Annotated in this window: 12 protein-coding genes and 1 riboswitch; of the genes, 4 read left to right on the forward strand and 8 right to left on the reverse strand. The window is 71.9% G+C overall.

Annotation, left to right across the window (positions count from 1 at the left end; all coding sequences use genetic code 11):
• Window positions 1-181 precede the first annotated feature (181 nt).
• Window positions 182-1,192, reverse strand: a complete 1,011-nt coding sequence (locus MTQ10_RS01405; protein ID WP_247461329.1) for a polyprenyl synthetase family protein — start codon at window positions 1,190-1,192, stop codon at window positions 182-184.
• A 563-nt stretch (window positions 1,193-1,755) separates the two neighbouring features.
• Window positions 1,756-1,901: riboswitch (cyclic di-AMP (ydaO/yuaA leader) on the forward strand.
• A 3-nt stretch (window positions 1,902-1,904) separates the two neighbouring features.
• On the opposite strand from MTQ10_RS01405, the gene MTQ10_RS01410 reads away from it, so the two are divergent.
• Window positions 1,905-2,420: a transglycosylase SLT domain-containing protein gene (locus MTQ10_RS01410; RefSeq protein WP_374117550.1), complete on the forward strand. Its 516-nt coding sequence runs from the start codon at window positions 1,905-1,907 to the stop codon at window positions 2,418-2,420.
• Window positions 2,421-2,528: 108 nt separating this feature from the next.
• Here MTQ10_RS01410 and MTQ10_RS01415 read toward each other — a convergent pair whose 3' ends face one another.
• From MTQ10_RS01415 to MTQ10_RS01425, 3 genes are all read right to left on the reverse strand, one after another.
• Window positions 2,529-3,335 (reverse strand): HAD family hydrolase, encoded by an 807-nt coding sequence (locus MTQ10_RS01415; RefSeq protein ID WP_247461331.1) that lies wholly within the window; start codon window positions 3,333-3,335, stop codon window positions 2,529-2,531.
• 83 nt (window positions 3,336-3,418) lie between these two features.
• Entirely contained in the window at window positions 3,419-4,627 is a 1,209-nt protein-coding gene (locus tag MTQ10_RS01420; protein ID WP_247461333.1) for an FAD-dependent oxidoreductase, read from the reverse strand.
• Between the two features lie 78 nt (window positions 4,628-4,705).
• Window positions 4,706-5,953, reverse strand: a complete 1,248-nt coding sequence (locus MTQ10_RS01425) for a carboxylate--amine ligase (RefSeq protein WP_247461334.1) — start codon at window positions 5,951-5,953, stop codon at window positions 4,706-4,708.
• A 247-nt stretch (window positions 5,954-6,200) separates the two neighbouring features.
• Here MTQ10_RS01425 and fahA point away from each other — a divergent pair, with 247 nt between their 5' ends.
• Window positions 6,201-7,415 carry a fumarylacetoacetase gene (gene fahA / locus MTQ10_RS01430; RefSeq protein ID WP_247461336.1) on the forward strand — a complete coding sequence of 405 codons (1,215 nt, stop codon included), beginning with the start codon at window positions 6,201-6,203 and terminating at the stop codon, window positions 7,413-7,415.
• A 161-nt stretch (window positions 7,416-7,576) separates the two neighbouring features.
• Complete coding sequence (locus tag MTQ10_RS01435; protein ID WP_247461337.1) at window positions 7,577-8,515, forward strand: M56 family metallopeptidase; 939 nt, start codon at window positions 7,577-7,579, stop codon at window positions 8,513-8,515.
• A gap of 191 nt (window positions 8,516-8,706) precedes the next feature.
• Here the strand turns inward: MTQ10_RS01435 and recQ are convergent, their stop codons facing one another.
• Window positions 8,707-10,752, reverse strand: coding sequence for a DNA helicase RecQ (recQ, locus tag MTQ10_RS01440; RefSeq protein ID WP_374117551.1), 2,046 nt, complete (start codon window positions 10,750-10,752; stop codon window positions 8,707-8,709).
• Between the two features lie 234 nt (window positions 10,753-10,986).
• On the opposite strand from recQ, the gene MTQ10_RS01445 reads away from it, so the two are divergent.
• Window positions 10,987-11,826: a hypothetical protein gene (locus tag MTQ10_RS01445; RefSeq protein WP_247461341.1), complete on the forward strand. Its 840-nt coding sequence runs from the start codon at window positions 10,987-10,989 to the stop codon at window positions 11,824-11,826.
• A 135-nt stretch (window positions 11,827-11,961) separates the two neighbouring features.
• Here MTQ10_RS01445 and nuoN read toward each other — a convergent pair whose 3' ends face one another.
• The 3 genes from nuoN to nuoL are packed head-to-tail and all read right to left on the reverse strand — an operon-like array spanning window position 11,962 to window position 17,113.
• The gene (nuoN, locus tag MTQ10_RS01450; protein ID WP_247461342.1) at window positions 11,962-13,611 is read right to left on the reverse strand and encodes an NADH-quinone oxidoreductase subunit NuoN; all 1,650 of its coding nucleotides are present in this window, start codon (window positions 13,609-13,611) and stop codon (window positions 11,962-11,964) included.
• The gene (locus MTQ10_RS01455; protein WP_247461344.1) at window positions 13,608-15,179 is read right to left on the reverse strand and encodes an NADH-quinone oxidoreductase subunit M; all 1,572 of its coding nucleotides are present in this window, start codon (window positions 15,177-15,179) and stop codon (window positions 13,608-13,610) included. The genes nuoN and MTQ10_RS01455 overlap by 4 nt, the downstream gene beginning before the upstream one ends.
• A 5-nt stretch (window positions 15,180-15,184) precedes the next feature.
• Window positions 15,185-17,113 carry an NADH-quinone oxidoreductase subunit L gene (gene nuoL / locus MTQ10_RS01460; protein ID WP_247461346.1) on the reverse strand — a complete coding sequence of 643 codons (1,929 nt, stop codon included), beginning with the start codon at window positions 17,111-17,113 and terminating at the stop codon, window positions 15,185-15,187.
• Window positions 17,114-17,119 lie beyond the last annotated feature (6 nt).

Consider the following 17,119-nt stretch of genomic DNA (forward strand, 5'->3'; position numbering starts at 1 on the left):
GCGCGGAAGGGGCCGGGACCGGGTGCACCCCGGGGACGCCGGGCAGCGCGATGCCGTACGCGGCACAGGAAATGCCGTATGCCGGCCTGGTCGGCGTGGTGCCGCAGGCGGACACCTGGGCGCGGGCCTCCGGCGGACGGGCCCGGGAGGGCGCCTCGGGAGGGCGCCTCGGGAGGGTGTATCAGCCCGCCCGGTGCACCACCGCGTCGCACAGCTCCATCAGGGCGAGCTTGGCGTCGCAGTCGGCCAGCGGGCCGAGCGCGGCGCGCGCGTCCTCGGCGTATCGGACGGTGTCCCGGCGGGCCTGCTCCAGCGCGGGATGCGCGCGCAGGGCGGCCAGGGCCTCGGCGTGCCGTGCGTCATCGGTGAGGTCGGAGTCCAGCAGCTCGCACAGGGCGATGTCCTCGGCCAGGCCGAGCCGTGCCGCCCGCTCGCGCAGCCGCAGCACCGGAAGGGTGGGGATGCCCTCGCGGAGGTCGGTGCCGGGCGTCTTGCCGGACTCGTGGGAGTCGCTGGCGATGTCGAGGACGTCGTCGGCGAGCTGGAAGGCGACGCCGAGCCGCTCGCCGTACTGCGTGAGGACGTCCACGACCGTCTCGTCGGCGCCGGACATCATCGCGCCGAACCGGCAGGAGACGGCCACCAGCGAGCCGGTCTTGCCGCTCAGCACGTCCAGGTAGTGCTCGACCGGGTCGCGCCCGTCCTGCGGGCCGGCGGTCTCCAGGATCTGGCCGGTGACCAACCGCTCGAACGCCAGGGCCTGCACCCGCACCGCCTCGGGGCCGAGGTCCGCGAGGATCTGCGAGGCGCGCGCGAAGAGGAAGTCTCCGGTGAGGACGGCGACGGAGTTGCCCCAGCGGGTGTTGGCGCTGGGCACGCCGCGGCGTACGGCGGCCTCGTCCATGACGTCGTCGTGGTACAGCGTGGCGAGGTGGGTCAGCTCCACGACCACGGCCGACGGCACGACGCCCGGCGCGTACGGGTCGCCGAACTGGGCGGCGAGCATCACGAGCAGCGGCCGGAACCGCTTGCCGCCCGCCCGCACCAGATGCTGCGCGGCCTCGGTGATGAAGGGAACCTCGCTCTTGGTGGCCTCGAGCAGCCCTTCCTCGACAGCCGCCAATCCGGCCTGGACATCGGCTTCGAGAGCCTGGTCCCGCACGCTCAGCCCGAACGGCCCGACGACGGTCACGAGGGGTCTCCTGTCTGCTGGTGTCTGCTGGCGATTACACGGTTTGTCGATAGGTCGCTGCCATCACTCAAGTCAGCGTATCCGGTCGGGTTTCGATCACCGATAGCCCCCACGGTTACAGGCCGGGCGGTATCGGATCACGCCCGTTATGTTCTCGATCAGCTGATAAGGAGGGATATTTATCGACTTACCCAAGGGTAGCCATCGGCACATTCCGAGCAACCCGCACACCCCGGCGGCAACTTGAGGTGTTCATCCGATTCACCCCTGTTTGTCGATCAAGGTGAGGTGACTCACTCGTAAGGCCGTCAACCCCCTGATCGGCCCGGCCGGGACCCATCGGCCGCACCGCGCCCACCTGCCCTTTCTTGCCTTGGCAGCAGCAAACGATCAGGCTTTGCCGGGCCTCATCGATCATGCTCACCGGCGGAGATGTGTGAATCCGGTACTTGTTCCTGGCGTGTGCTCTCGCATACGTTCCCGGCCTGTCGGGCGGACGCCGAATCCTGCCGCCGCCCGTTCCACCATCGACGCACGCATCCACGCACGGCAGGAGCGGGGGACCCAGGTAAGCGCCGATCCGTACGACCGCGTCCTCGCGGACGTGGGGCTCGGCTCGGGGTGAAGCCGGACACCCATCAGCGGCCCGGCCGGGCACCTCCCAGCCCGAACCCGACAGCTCACCTCGCAGGCGACGGAGAGGAACACAGCCATGCCCGCTGCCGCCATGCCCGCTGCCGCCATGCCCGCTGCCCGCACCCGCCGTCCGCGCACGTCCCGCCTCGCCCGCATCCTCGCCGTCGCCGGCACCGGGGCCGCCGTCGTCGCCCTGCCGCTCCTCGGCGCGGGCACCGCCTCCGCGGCCCCGGCGGCCACGTCCACCGCGGCGACGACCGTCGCGGGGTACCCCAACAACCTCGACGGCTGGATCCGCGAGTCCCTCGCGATCATGGCCGAGCGCGGCATCCCGGGCAGCTACGACGGCATCTACCGCAACATCATGCGCGAGTCGTCCGGCAACCCCCTCGCCATCAACCTGTGGGACTCCAACGCCGCCGCCGGCACCCCGTCCAAGGGTCTGCTCCAGGTGATCGACCCGACCTTCGCCGCTTACCACGTGCCCGGCACGTCCTTCGACCCGTTCGACCCGGTCGCCAACATCACCGCCGCCTGCAACTACGCGGCCGACCGCTACGGATCCATCGACAACGTCTTCGGCGCCTACTGACATCGGCGGCCCTCCCCCGGGGCCACCGCCCGTGCCCCCAGGGCCGTCACCCGGACCACCACCGGGGTCTGGCCCGGACCGTCGCCAGGGCCTTCACCCCGGTGCCCGTCACGGGAACAGCCGGTCGAGGACGGCGGCGATGCCGTCGTCCTCGTTGGACAGGGTGATCTCGTCCGCCACCGCCTTCAGCTCGGGATGGGCATTGGCCATGGCCACCCCGTGTGCCGCCCAGCGGAACATGGGGATGTCGTTGGGCATGTCCCCGAAGGCCACCGCCCGGTCCGCCCGCAGCCCGAGATGCTCGGCGGCCAGCGCCAGCCCGGTCGCCTTGGTGACCCCGCACGGCTGCAACTCCACCGTGCCCGGCCCCGACATGGTGACCGTGGCGAGATCGCCCACCACGGCGCGGGCCGTCGCCGCCAACTCGTCGTCGGACAGCTCGGCATGGCGCAGCAGCACCTTGCTGATCGGCTCAGCCCACAGGTCGTCGCGCCGTCCGACCCGGACCGCGGGCAGGGTGGGGTGCGGCATCACATAGCCCGGCTCGATCAGGGTGAGCCCGTCGACGCCGTCCTGGTCGACGGCGGCGTACACCTCGCCGACCTCGGCCTCGATCTTGCCGAGCGCCGTCTCTGCCAGCTCCCGGTCCAAGGTGACCGACCACAGCAGCCGGTCCGCCCCGGCGTCGTACACCTGCGCGCCCTGCCCGCACACCGCGAGCCCGGTGCAGCCGAGGTCCCGCAGCAGCGGCCGTACCCGAGGGGCCGGCCGTCCTGTCACCACCAGATGCCGGGCACCCGCCGCCGTCACCCGCGCGAGCGCGGAACGGGACCGGTGGGAGAGGGTGTCGTCCCCGCGCAGCAGCGTTCCGTCCAGGTCCGTCGCGACGAGTGAATATGCGGTGGGTGCGGCCATGATCAGAGAATACGGACACCACACACCGCCCGTTCACCACGCTGCGGGCCCGCGCACGCCCCTCCGGCCCTACGCGCCGGCCCTCACTCCCGGTGCGCCGCCTCCAGGTGCCGGGCCAGCCGGGGTGAGGCGAACTCCGTGCCGCACACGAACCGCATCACCGGCCCGTACGACGCCGCCGCCGGCAGGCCCGTGAAGTACAGGCCCGGCACCGAGGACACAAAGCCCGCCCCGAGTTTCGGGGCGCCACGGCTGACCGCCAGCCGGGTGCGCAGCTCGGGGCCGAGGAAGTCCATCGCGGAGATGTCCACGCGGTAGCCGGTCGCGGCGATGACGTGATCGGCGGCGAGTTCCCGCACGCCGCCGGCGTGGGTGCGTACCGTCAGTGCCGTGCGGCCCGCGTCGGTCTCGGCCCGTACGATCCGGTCGACCTCGGTGACCTCCACCTGTCCCTCGAAGCGGGCCCGCAGCCACCAGGCGCCGAGCGGGCCGAGGACCCGGCGGACCAGGTAGTGGCGCAGTCCGGCCGGGAGCAGACGGTAGGGGTGCGGGTAGTAGCTGAGCGCCCACAGCGACCAGGCGCGGCCGAACGGCGATTCGGGGCGCAGCCTCGGCTGCCGCCACGGGGGTTCGCCGAAGGCGACGCTGCCGCGTCCGCGGGCGACGACCCGGACGCGGGCCCCGGCCTCCGCGGCGAGCACGGCGGTCTCCAGCGCGGACTGGCCGGCGCCGACGACGATCAGCTCACGGCCGGCGAACCGGGTGAGGTCGGGGTGCTGGCTGCTGTGCGAGAGGGGGCCGGCGGGGCTCGGCCCGTCCGGGGCGGCGGACGCCAGCTCGGCCGGCAGATGCGCGAGGCCGGACAGGCCGGTGGCCACGACGACCGCCCTGGCGGTGCACAACTCGCCGGAGTCCAGTTTCAGTTCGAAGCCGGAGCCGGCGGTCGCCCGGTCGACGGAGACCACCCGCACCCGTTCCAGTCGGGGCACGAGCCGCTGCTGGAACCACTCCCCGTACGCGGTGAAGGTCTCCACGGGGATGAGGTCCTCGTCCGTGACGAGCCGCCGCAGCCCCGCGGCGTCGCAGTAGTCGGCGAGGGTGTGTCCGGGCTGGGGGGCGTCGAGGGTGGAGGCGGCCGGGGTCGATTTGAGCAGCATCCCGGAGGGCATGTGGTCGCGCCAGCTCACCATGGGCTCGCCGAAGACACGGACCGGGACACCGCGTGCGCGCAGATGGGCGGCGGTGGACAGGCCGAACGGGCCCGCACCGATGACTGCTGCCGGTTGGATCACGAAGTCCCTCCCCAGAGACGTCACACCGTCACTTCGCGGCTGTGCCGGGCCCCCGTCGGGCCCGCTTCCCCGCCGGCCTCAGCCGGCGGGACGGGTGGTGCCGCCGCGGCGGCTGGTCCGCCACAGCTGGTGGAGATGCCTGGCGCCCGGCCGTACGAAGCGCGCGAGCATCGTGAGGAACGGCAGCGGGTCGTCGCCCGCCAGCCAGGCCAGTTCCGTGCCGCTGGGCCGGGCCGGGGCGTGCGGGGTGGTGTAGCCGCTGCGGCGGTAGGCGAGCAGGGCGGGCAGGTCGATGTTCTCCACGATGTAGCGGCGGCCCGCCCGCTGTTCGCCCTCCGGCACGGTGCGCCCCGTCAGGTCGAGGTGCAGGGCGCGGACGACGTCCACCCCCGACTCGGTCTCGAAGAGCCGGAACTGGGCGCCCATGCGCGGGTTGAAGTCGAGGAGCTTGTACTGCCCGTCGCGCCGGTCGAAGCGCAGGTCGAGGTCGATGATGCCGCTGAAGCCGATCTGTTTGATGAAACGTGCGGCGAGGTCCGCGAGTTCCGGGTTGTCGACGGCGTAGGCGTTGGCGGTCATGCCCGCGTGCGGTGGCCAGGAGCGCACCTTCACCCCGGTGAACATCGCCAGCGGGGCCGAGTGCGCGTCGAAGCAGGCGTGCACGATCCAGTCCTCGGCGTCCTCCCGCGGCAGATACTCCTGGAGGATCACCCCGGGCGGCTCGCCCCAGTCGCGGGCCAGGGCGAGCAGGCCCTCGCGGGTGTCGATACGGGTGGTGCCGTTGACCGCGGGCCGGGCACGCCGTACGAACGCCTCCCGGTTCTTGGCCACCACCGGGAAACGGGCCGATCCGGCGTACGCGACGATGTCGGCGTACGACTCCGGGAACGCCGCCGGGGGGCTGGCGATGCCGTGCTCCGCGCACAGGTCGTGCAGGCCCTGCTTGCTGGCCAGGCGGCGCGGCAGGCCCGGGTCGACGCGCGGGAAGAGGAAGTGGCCGTCGAGCGCCTCCTGATGCTCGGCGATCAGCACGGCGGCCTCCTCGTCGGTGGGGATCAGCACCGCGGGCCGGCCTATCCTGCGGCCGATCCGCAGCAGCCCCTCCACCAGACGCTCCGGCTCCTCCGTGCCGGTCGTGCGCCACGGGAAGGCGCGGGTGAGATAGCGGGAGGCGGCGGCCGGGGTGTACCGGTCCTCGGTGACCGCGTACATGGGCACACCCAGGCGCCCCAGGCTGCGGATCGCGCCGACGCCGCCGTGGTGCAACGGGTAGTCGCCGAACTTCACGATCAGCCCCGGCACATCCCGGTCCGCTTCGATGGGCACACTTCCGGCACGCCTCGTCACGGCACCCCCCACAGGTGTTTCCCCCGGCCGGAACGGATGTGGCCGTTCCGACTTCCCCGCAAAGGACGCTAAGCCGGAACTGACACCTCCGACAAGGGCATAACCGACATTGCAAACTCTTTAGACACTGCACAAGAGGGGTGGCCCGGCCGTAACGTGTGCCCGAACCACTTGGACCACACGGCGTCCCGCCGTGTCGACGTGCACGAAAGCGAGGCTGCACCGCATGCCCCCCTTCGATGTCCCCGAGGGCGACCCCTTCGGTGTGCACAACCTTCCCTACGGCGTCTTCTCCACGGCGGAGGCGCCCACCGAGCGGAGGGTCGGCGTACGGCTCGGCGACCACGTGCTCGACGCCGGCGCGGCGGCCCTGGCGCTCGACTCCCCCTACGCCGCCCTGCTCGCACAGCCCACCCTGAACCCGCTGCTGGCCGCGGGCCGCACCGCCTGGTCGGACGTCCGGCGCGCCCTGACCGCGTGGGTGACGGTGCCCTCCCACCGGGAGGTCGTCGAACCCCTCTTCCACCCCCTGTCCTCCGTCACCCTCCATCTGCCTTTCGAGGTGGCGGACTACGTCGACTTCTACGCCTCCGAGAACCACGCCCGGAACGTCGGCCAGATCTTCCGCCCGGACGCGGCGGACTCCCTCACCCCCAACTGGAAGCATCTGCCGATCGGCTACCACGGCCGCTCCGGCACCGTCGTCGTCTCCGGCACGGACGTCGTACGGCCCTCGGGCCAGCGCAAGGCGCCCACCGACCCGGCGCCGGTCTTCGGCCCGTCGGTCCGGCTGGACATCGAGGCCGAGGTCGGTTTCGTCGTCGGCGTACCCACCGAGCTGGGCACGCCCGTGCCGCTCGGCGACTTCCGCGAGCACGTCTTCGGCCTGTGCCTGCTCAACGACTGGTCGGCACGCGACATCCAGGCCTGGGAGTACGTCCCCCTCGGCCCGTTCCTCGGCAAGTCCTTCGCCACGTCGGTGTCGGCGTGGATCACCCCGCTGGAGGCGCTGGAGGACGCCCGGGTGGCGCCCCCGGAGCGCACCCACCCGCTGCTGCCCTACCTGGACGACTCCGCCGAGGAGCCGGCCGGCTACGACCTGCGGATCTCCGTCGCGATCAACGGGCATGTCGTGTCCGATCCGCCGTTCTCCACCATGTACTGGACGGCCGCCCAGCAGCTCGCGCACATGACCGTGAACGGCGCCTCCCTGCGCACCGGCGACCTCTACGGCTCCGGCACGGTCAGCGGCCCCGAACAGAACCAGCGCGGCTCCCTGCTGGAGCTGACCTGGAACGGCCGGGACCCGCTCGAACTGCCCGACGGCAAGCGGACGTTCCTGGAGGACGGCGACGTGGTCACCCTGTCGGCGTGGGCGCCCGGACCGGGCGGCGCCCGTGTGGGCCTCGGCGAGGTGACCGGGCGCATCGTGACGGGCTGACGACCGGGCCGCGGACCGTCATACTGGCGGCGGGTGCCCTCGGCACCCCGCACCCGTCGCCGGCGGTCGCCGCACCGCACGGCCCGCGCGCCGTCGGCGCGCACCGCGCCCCACGCACGCCCCGTACCGCCTCCTTCCGATCAGGATCCGGAGCCTGTGGCATGACCGTCTGCCTGCTCCTGCTGAGCGCCGTCGCCCTGACCGCGGCGGTCCCGGCGCCGCGCGCGCTGTGCCGGGCCGCCTGGCCGGAGCGGGAGCCGGTCGTCGCGCTGTGGGTGTGGCAGTGCCTGGTCGCCACCGTCCTGCTGTGCTGTCTGGCCGCACTGGTCCTGGGGGCCGCCGCCGTCTTCCACGCGGTCCGCGCCCAGGTGTTCGCGCCCGCCCCGCAGGCCGTCACCGAGGCGTACGACCTGTCCGCCGCGCGGGGCTGGGCGGCCGTGCTCACACCGCTGCTGGCGTGCGGTGCGGCCTGGACCGGCGCGATGCTCGTGCGGGAACTCGTCGAGGAGCGCAGGCGGCGCGGCCAGGCCCGCGCCCATCTGCGGGAACGCGCCCCCGACCTGCCCGCCGGGCTGCCGGCCGAGCCCGGCCCCCTGCTGGTGCTGGAGGACGAGTATCCCGACGCCCGCTGGTTCCCCGGGCATCCGTCCCGGCTGATCGTCACCACGGGCGCCCTGCGCCGTCTGTCCGCCCACCAGCTCGACGCGGTCCTCACCCATGAGCGCGGCCACGCCCGCGCCCACCACGACTGGCTGCTGCACCTCTCCACCGCACTGGCCACCGGCTTCCCCCGTGTCCCCCTCTTCGCGCACTTCCGCGACCAGACGCACCGCCTGGTCGAGCTGGCCGCCGACGACACGGCGTCCCGCCGCTGCGGCCACCTCACCACGGCGCTCGCGCTGATCGAGCTGAACCAGCACCGCGGCGTCCTGTCCTGCGACTCCAGTCGCCGCCTCCTCGGCGAACGTGTGGACCGCCTGCTCGAACCCCCGCCCCGGCTGGGCAGGCGGCACCGCGCCCTGACGACAGCACTGGCGGCGCTCGTACCGCTGCTGCCGCTGCTGATCACCTTCGCTCCGGGCCTCACGGCCCTGAGCTGACCGGGCCGGGCCCGCCCGCGCGGTGCCGCGCGGCGCCCTGCCGGAGGGCTTGCCCGCGCCCACCGCTCCGGTCCCACGCGGCGCCCGGCCGACCCGCAGGCCGGCCGACGGCCCGTGGTCCGGCCGTCCGCGATCCGGCCGACGGTCGGCAGCCCGCAGCCGAGGGTGTGTGGTGCGGGCCGGTGGTGGGCCTACTCCCAGTGGTCCGACTCCGGTTCGGCGTCCGTCTCCGGCCAGTCGACCGGGCCGAGGGCCTCGTCTCCCCCGGTCCCGGCCCCGCCGCCCTCCGGGGCCGCCGCCTCCGCGCCGGGCGGGCCGCCCAGGTCCGACAGGACCTTGAGGACACCCTCCCCGTACGTCGCGAGCTTCTTCTCGCCCACCCCGCTGACGCCGCCCAGTTCCCGCACCGAAGTGGGCCACGCCGTCGCGATCTCCCGCAGCGTGGCGTCATGGAAGATGACGTAGGCCGGAACGCCCTGTTCCCTGGCCTGCTCGGCCCGCCAGGCACGCAGCGCCTCGAAGGCGGGGAGCAGATGCTCCGGCAGCTCGGCCGCCGCGGCGGATCTGCCCTTGCGTCCGGAGCCCGACGAGCCGCCGGACCCCGAGCGGGACGCGGGCTCCCGCTTCGGCTCCTTGCGCAGCGGCACCTCCCGCTCCCGGCGGAGCACCGCGGCGCTGGCGTCGGTCAGCACGAGCGTGCCGTACTCCCCCTCGACGGCGAGCAGGCCCTGCGCCAGCAGCTGGCGGATCACACCCCGCCACTCGCCCTCGGTCAGTTCCTGCCCGATGCCGAACACCGACAGCCGGTCGTGGTCGAACTGGATGACCTTGCCGGTGCGCTTGCCGAGGAGGATGTCCACGATCTGCACGGCGCCGAACTTCTGCCCGCGCTCCCGCTGCAACCGCACCACCGTCGACAGCACCTTCTGCGCGGCGATGGTGCCGTCCCAGGTCTCCGGCGGGGTCAGGCAGGTGTCGCAGTTGCCGCAGCCCGCCGGGTCCGGCTCCTGCCCGAAGTAGGCCAGGAGCTGCCCTCGGCGGCACTGCGCGGTCTCGCACAGCGCGAGCATCGCGTCCAGATGGGCCTGGGCGCGGCGCCGGAACGCCTCGTCGCCGTCACCGGTCTGGATCAGCTTGCGCTGCTGGATCACATCGTTGAGGCCGTAGGCCATCCAGGCTGTCGAGGGCAGTCCGTCACGTCCGGCGCGGCCCGTCTCCTGGTAGTAGCCCTCCACGGACTTCGGCAGGTCGAGGTGGGCGACGAAACGGACGTCCGGTTTGTCGATGCCCATGCCGAAGGCGATGGTCGCCACGACCACCAGTCCGTCCTCCCGCAGGAACCGGGCCTGGTGCGCCGCGCGCGTGCCCGCGTCCAGGCCGGCGTGGTACGGGACCGCCTCGATGCCGTTGGCGCTCAAAAACTCCGCCGTCTTCTCGACCGAGTTGCGGGAGAGGCAGTACACGATGCCCGCGTCGCCCGCGTGCTCCTCCCGCAGAAAGCGCAGCAGCTGCTTCTTCGGGTCCGCCTTCGGCACGATCCGGTACTGGATGTTCGGTCGGTCGAAGCTGGCGACGAAGTGGCGGGCGGCCGGCATGTTCAGCCGCTCGGTGATCTCCCGGTGCGTGGCACGCGTCGCGGTCGCGGTCAGGGCGATACGCGGCACATCCGGCCAGCGCTCGCCGAGCAGCGACAGAGCGAGATAGTCGGGCCGGAAGTCATGGCCCCACTGGGACACGCAGTGCGCCTCGTCGATGGCGAAGACCGAGATCTTGCCCCGGGAGAGCAGCTCCAGCGTGGCGTCGAGCCGCAGCCGCTCCGGCGCCAGATAGAGCAGGTCCAGCTCACCGGCGAGGAACTCGGCCTCGACCATGCGGCGCTCGTCGAAGTCCTGCGTCGAGTTCATGAACCCGGCCCGCACGCCGAGCGCCCGCAGCGCGTCCACCTGGTCCTGCATGAGCGCGATCAGCGGCGAGACGACGACGCCCGTGCCCGGTCTGACCAGGGCGGGGATCTGGTAGCAGAGCGACTTGCCGCCGCCGGTCGGCATGAGCACCACGGCGTCGCCGCCGGCCACCACATGCTCGATCACGGCGTCCTGTTCGCCGCGGAAGGCCTCGTATCCGAAGACCCGGTGCAGCGTGGCCAGTGCCTCGCTGACGGCCGTGCCCGTCGCCGCGCTGTCCTCGGCCCGCCGGCCCGTGCCTGGCATCACACCGCTCCCGCCCGTCCCGCCCATCGTCGTGTCCCCCGTACGTCGTCCCTCGACCACTGCCTCCACGATAGGGGCCCGCACCGACACCCCCGGAGTTGTCCACAGGCCCGTTCGTCACGTTCGGTGGTCATTCGAATGGCCCGCGTCGCGTGGCGGCCGTAGCGGCGGCGTGGCCATCCTGCTCGGGCGGGCCCTGGGCAGACCGGCACACGCACGGCCGGAACCCGCCCGCGCCGTCCCCCTCTGCAAGGAGTTCGCATGTCCCCTCGGCCGCTCAAGGCCGCCGCCACGCTGGCGGCATCCGCAGCCCTCTGCCTCTCCGCGGCGCCCGCCCACGCCGCGCCCGACCCCGACGTCCTCGGCTGGACCGAGCTGGCCAAGACCTACGCGGCGACGTCCCGGTTCGCCTACGAGCCGCTCGCCGTCTCGGCCGGGTTCACGCGGTCCGACACCTGTGTCGCCGACACGGGGAAAGGCGGCCTGGGCTACCACTACATCAAGGCCGCGAACGTGGGTTCGCTGGACCCGGCGAAGCCGGCGGGCCTCGTGTACACGGCGGACGAGAACGGGGCGCGTGAACTCGCCGCGGTGGAGTGGGTGGTCGAGGACACCGGTCAGGCCGCGCCGAAGCTGTTCGGCGAGACGTTCAGCGGGGACGTGATGCCCGGCCACTACACGCTGGTGGCGTGGATCTTCCGGAAGAACCCGTCCGGGGCGCTCGCCCCGTGGAACACCACGCTGTCCTGTGCGTCGGCCACGGCCGTGTCGGCGGCGCCGTCGCTCCCCGGCACGGCCACCGCGGCCCGCACGAACCCGACGGACACAGGCGACGACGCCACCACGGCCGCCGCCGGCACTGACACGGGCACGAGCACCGTGAACAGCACCACCACCGCGGACGATCTGACCGGCCTCGGCGACCTCTCCGGCCTCGGCGATCTGAACGGCCTGGTCGACCTGAGCGCCCTGACGGGTCTCGCGGAAAGCCTCTTTGGTCTCTCGGAGCTCACCGGACTCACCGGCCTGACTGCCCCCGGCACCCTCACCGGCTCCGCTACCACGGCGGGCACGGGCACCGTCCTCGATTCCATGGTCTGACCGCCCGCGACAGCCCGTAGCGGACGAGGCCCCCGAACACACCACGGACCCGGCTCCCCCGAGGGAGCCGGGTCCGTGGCTCGCGCGCGGAGCGCGAGCGGGCGGCGGAGACGTCCCGTCGCCCGCACCGGCCGGTCAGCGCACGAAGACCCCCGCCTGGCTCGCCAGATCGAGGAAGTACTGCGGCGCCACACCGAGCACCAGCGTGACCGCGACGCCGACGGCGATGGCCGTCATGGTCAGCGGGGACGGCACGGCGACCGTCGGGCCCTCGGGCCGCGGCTCGCTGAAGAACATCAGCACGATCACCCGGATGTAGAAGAACGCCGCGACCGCCGACGAGATCACACCGACCACGACCAGCGGAGCCGCGCCGCCCTCCGCCGCCGCCTTGAACACGGCGAACTTCCCGGCGAAGCCGGAGGTGAGCGGAATGCCCGCGAAGGCCAGCAGGAACACCGCGAACACGGCCGCCACCAGCGGTGAACGGCGGCCCAGCCCGGCCCACTTGGACAGGTGCGTGGCCTCGCCGCCCGCGTCACGCACCAGGGTGACCACGGCGAACGCGCCGATCGTCACGAAGGAGTACGCCGCCAGGTAGAACAGCACCGACGACACACCGTCGGGCGTGGTGGCGATGACACCGGCGAGGATGAACCCGGCGTGCGCGATCGACGAGTACGCCAGCAGTCGCTTGATGTCGGTCTGCGTGATCGCGACGATCGCACCGCCCAGCATGGTGACGATCGCGACGCCCCACATGACGGGCCGCCAGTCCCAGCGCAGGCCCGGCAGGACGACGTACAGCACGCGCAGCAGCGCGCCGAACGCGGCCACCTTGGTCGCCGCCGCCATGAAGCCGGTGACGGGGGTGGGCGCGCCCTGATAGACGTCCGGGGTCCACATGTGGAACGGCACGGCGCCCACCTTGAACAGCAGGCCCATCACGAGCATCGCGGTGCCGATGAGCAGCAGCGCGTCGTTGCCCATGGTGTCGGCGAGGGCCGGGTCGATGTCGGCGGCGGTGCCGTCTACGACATGGGCGATCGTCGCGTACGACACGGAGCCCGCGTAGCCGTAGAGCAGGGCGATGCCGAACAGGGTGAACGCGGAGGCGAACGCGCCGAGGAGGAAGTACTTCACCGCGGCCTCCTGCGACATCAGCCGCTTGCGGCGGGCCAGTGCGCACAGCAGGTACAGCGGGAGGGAGAAGACCTCCAGGGCGACGAACAGGGTCAGCAGGTCGTTCGCCGAGGGGAAGACCAGCATGCCGGCGACGGCGAACAGCAGCAGCGGGAACACCTCGGTGGTGGTGAACCCGGCCCTGATCGCGGCCTTCTCGCTGTCGCTGCCGGGCACGGACGCGGCCTGCGCGGCGAAGGAGTCGACCGGCCTGCCGTGCGCCTCGGGGTCGAGGCGCCGTTCGGCGAAGGTGAACAGGCCGACCAGCGCGGCCAGCAGGATCGTGCCCTGGAGGAAGAGCGCCGGTCCGTCCACGGCGATGGCGCCCATCGCCGCGATACGGGCCTTGGTGGTGCCGTATCCGTCGGCCGCGAGGGCGACGACCGCGGCGAACGCGGCGGCCAGCGCGACGACGGAGACGAACATCTGCGCGTAGTAGCGCGCCTTGCGCGGTACGAACGCCTCGACGAGGACCCCGACGACGGCGGCGCCCACGACGATCAGGGTGGGCGACAGTTGCCCGTATTCGATCTTCGGCGCGTCGATCTTCGAGATCGGGTCGGCCGCGGTTGTCCACAGGCTGTGGACGGCTGCTGTGCTCACTTGGCCGCCTCCACCTCGGGCCGGGGGTCCTTCTTCTGTACGTCCGACATGGTCTGCTTGACCGCCGGGTTGACGATGTCCGTGACGGGCTTCGGATAGACGCCCAGGAAGATCAGCAGGACGACCAGCGGGGCGACCACGACCAGCTCGCGCACCCTCAGGTCGGGCATCGCGGACACCTCGGGCTTCACCGGGCCGGTCATCGTCCGCTGGTAGAGGACGAGGGTGTACAGCGCGGCGAGGACGATGCCGAAGGTGGCGATGATGCCGATGGCCGGGTAGCGCTCGAACGCGCCGACCAGGACCAGGAACTCACTGACGAACGGCGCGAGGCCCGGCAGCGACAGCGTCGCCAGACCGCCGATCAGGAAGGTGCCGGCGAGGACCGGGGCGACCTTCTGCACACCGCCGTAGTCGGCGATGAGCCGCGAACCGCGCCGGGAGATCAGGAAGCCGGCGACCAGCATCAGCGCCGCCGTCGACAGGCCGTGGTTGACCATGTAGAGGGTGGCGCCGGACTGGCCCTGGCTGGTCATCGCGAAGATGCCCAGGATGATGAAGCCGAAGTGGGAGATCGACGCGTACGCCACCAGGCGCTTGATGTCCCGCTGGCCCACCGCCAGCAGCGCGCCGTAGATGATGCTGATGACCGCGAGGACCAGGATCACCGGCGTCGCCCACTTGCTGGCCTCCGGGAACAGCTGGAGGCAGAAGCGGAGCATCGCGAACGTGCCGACCTTGTCGACGACCGCGGTGATGAGGACGGCGACCGGCGCGGTGGACTCCTGCATGGCGTTGGGCAGCCAGGTGTGCAGCGGCCACAGCGGCGCCTTCACCGCGAACGCGAAGAAGAAACCGAGGAACAGCCAGCGTTCCGTGCCGGTCGCCATGTCCAGCGAGCCGTCGGCGCGGGCCTGGGCGATCTCGGTGAGGGAGAAGTTCCCCGCGACCACGTACAGGCCGATCACGGCGGCCAGCATGATCAGACCGCCGACCAGGTTGTACAGGAGGAACTTCACCGCCGCGTACGACCGCTGGGTGGCCGCCGCCTGCTCGCCGTGCTCGTGGGCGCGGTCCCCGAAGCCGCCGATGAGGAAGTACATCGGGATCAGCATGGCTTCGAAGAAGATGTAGAACAGAAAGACGTCGGTGGCCTCGAAGGAGAGGATCACCATCGCCTCGACGGCGAGGATCAGCGCGAAGAAGCCCTGGGTGGGCCGCCAGCGCCGACTGCCGGTCTCCAGCGGGTCGGCGTCGTGCCAGCCCGCCAGCACGATGAACGGGATCAGCAGCGCGGTCAGCGCGACCAGCGCCACCGCGATGCCGTCCACGCCCAGCTCGTACCGCACCCCGAACTCGGCGATCCAGGAGTGGGACTCGGTGAGCTGGTAGCGGGCGCCGTCGGGGTCGAAGCGGACCGCGACCGTCACGGCGAGCGCGAGCGTGGCGAGGGAGAACAGCAGCGCCAGCCACTTGGCGGCGGTGCGCTGCGCGGCCGGTACGGCCGCCGTGGCGATCGCCCCGACCGCCGGGAGCGCCGCCGTCGCTGTCAGCAGAGGAAAGGACATCGGTATCAGACCGCCCTCATCAGCAGGGTGGCGGCGATGAGCAGGGCCGCACCGCCGAACATGGAGACCGCGTACGACCGCGCGAAGCCGTTCTGCAGCCTGCGCAGCCGCCCGGACAGGCCGCCGACCGAGGCCGCCGTGCCGTTGACGACTCCGTCGACCAGGGTGTGGTCGACGTAGACCAGGGACCGCGTCAGATGCTCGCCGCCCCGCACGAGGACGACATGGTTGAAGTCGTCCTGAAGCAGGTCGCGGCGGGCGGCGCGGGTGAGCAGCGAGCCGCGCGGGGCGACCGCCGGGACGGGCTTGCGGCCGTACTGCGCCCAGGCGATGGCGACGCCGATGACGAGGCACACCATCGTGGCGCCGGTGACAGCGGCGGCGCTGAGCGGCGAGTCGCCGTGCTCGTGCCCGGTGACGGGCTCCAGCCAGTTCAGGAAGCGGTCGCCGATGCTGAAGAAGGCGCCGGCACCGACCGAACCGACCGCGAGGACGATCATCGGGACCGTCATGCTCCTCGGCGACTCGTGCGGGTGAGGCACGCTGTACTCGCCGTCGGTGCCGGGAGGCGCCTCGCGCCAGCGCTCCTCGCCGAAGAACGTCATCAGCATCACGCGCGTCATGTAGAACGCGGTGATGGCCGCGCCGAGCAGGGCGCACGCGCCGAGGATCCACCCCTCGGTGCCGCCCTTCGCGAACGCCGCCTCGATGATCTTGTCCTTGGAGAAGAAGCCGGACAGGCCGGGGAAGCCGATGATGGCGAGATAGCCGAGGCCGAAGGTGACGAAGGTGACCGGCATGTACTTGCGCAGGCCGCCGTAACGCCGCATGTCGACCTCGTCGTTCATACCGTGCATCACGGAGCCCGCGCCGAGGAACAGCCCGGCCTTGAAGAATCCGTGCGTCACCAGGTGCATGATCGCGAAGACGTAGCCGATGGGGCCGAGGCCCGCGGCGAGGACCATGTAGCCGATCTGCGACATGGTCGAGCCGGCCAGCGCCTTCTTGATGTCGTCCTTCGCGCAACCGACGATCGCACCGAACAGCAGCGTGACCGCGCCGACGACGGTGACGACGAGCTGCGCGTCCGGCGCCAGGTCGAAGATGTTGGCGGAGCGGACGATGAGGTACACGCCCGCGGTCACCATGGTCGCGGCGTGGATCAGCGCGGAGACCGGCGTCGGGCCCTCCATCGCGTCCCCGAGCCAGGACTGCAACGGCACCTGCGCGGACTTGCCGCACGCCGCGAGCAGCAGCATCAACGCGATCGCGGTCAGTTTGCCCTCGGTGGCATCGGCGGCGAGACCGGGCTCCGTGTGCGTGCCGAGGACCGGGCCGAAGGCGAACGTGCCGAACGTGGTGAACATCAGCATGATCGCGATCGACAGGCCCATGTCGCCGACGCGGTTGACCAGGAAGGCCTTCTTCGCCGCGGTGGCCGCGCTGGGCTTGTGCTGCCAGAAACCGATCAGCAGGTAGGAGGCGAGACCGACGCCCTCCCAGCCGACGTACAGCAGAAGGTAGTTGTCGGCGAGGACGAGCAGCAGCATCGCCGCGAGGAACAGGTTCAGATAGCCGAAGAAGCGGCGGCGGCGCTCGTCGTGCTCCATGTACCCCACGGAGTACAGGTGGATCAGCGAGCCGACACCCGTGATCAGCAGGACGAACGTCATCGACAGCTGGTCCAGGCGGAACGCGACGTCCGCCTGGAAGCCCTCGACGGGGATCCAGCTGAACAGATGCTGGGTCAGGGTCCGGTGCTCGGCGTCCTTGCCGAGCAGATCGGAGAAGAGGACGAGGCCGAGGACGAAGGACACGGCCGACATGAGGACGCCGAACCAGTGGCCGACGGCGTCCAGGCGCCGGCCGCCGACCAGCAGGACGGCCGCTCCGAGCAGGGGCGCCGCGATGAGCAGCGCGATCAGGTTCTCCACGATTCT

This window comes from Streptomyces sp. XM83C (genome assembly GCF_023072675.1).
Classification (GTDB): domain Bacteria; phylum Actinomycetota; class Actinomycetes; order Streptomycetales; family Streptomycetaceae; genus Streptomyces; species Streptomyces thermocoprophilus.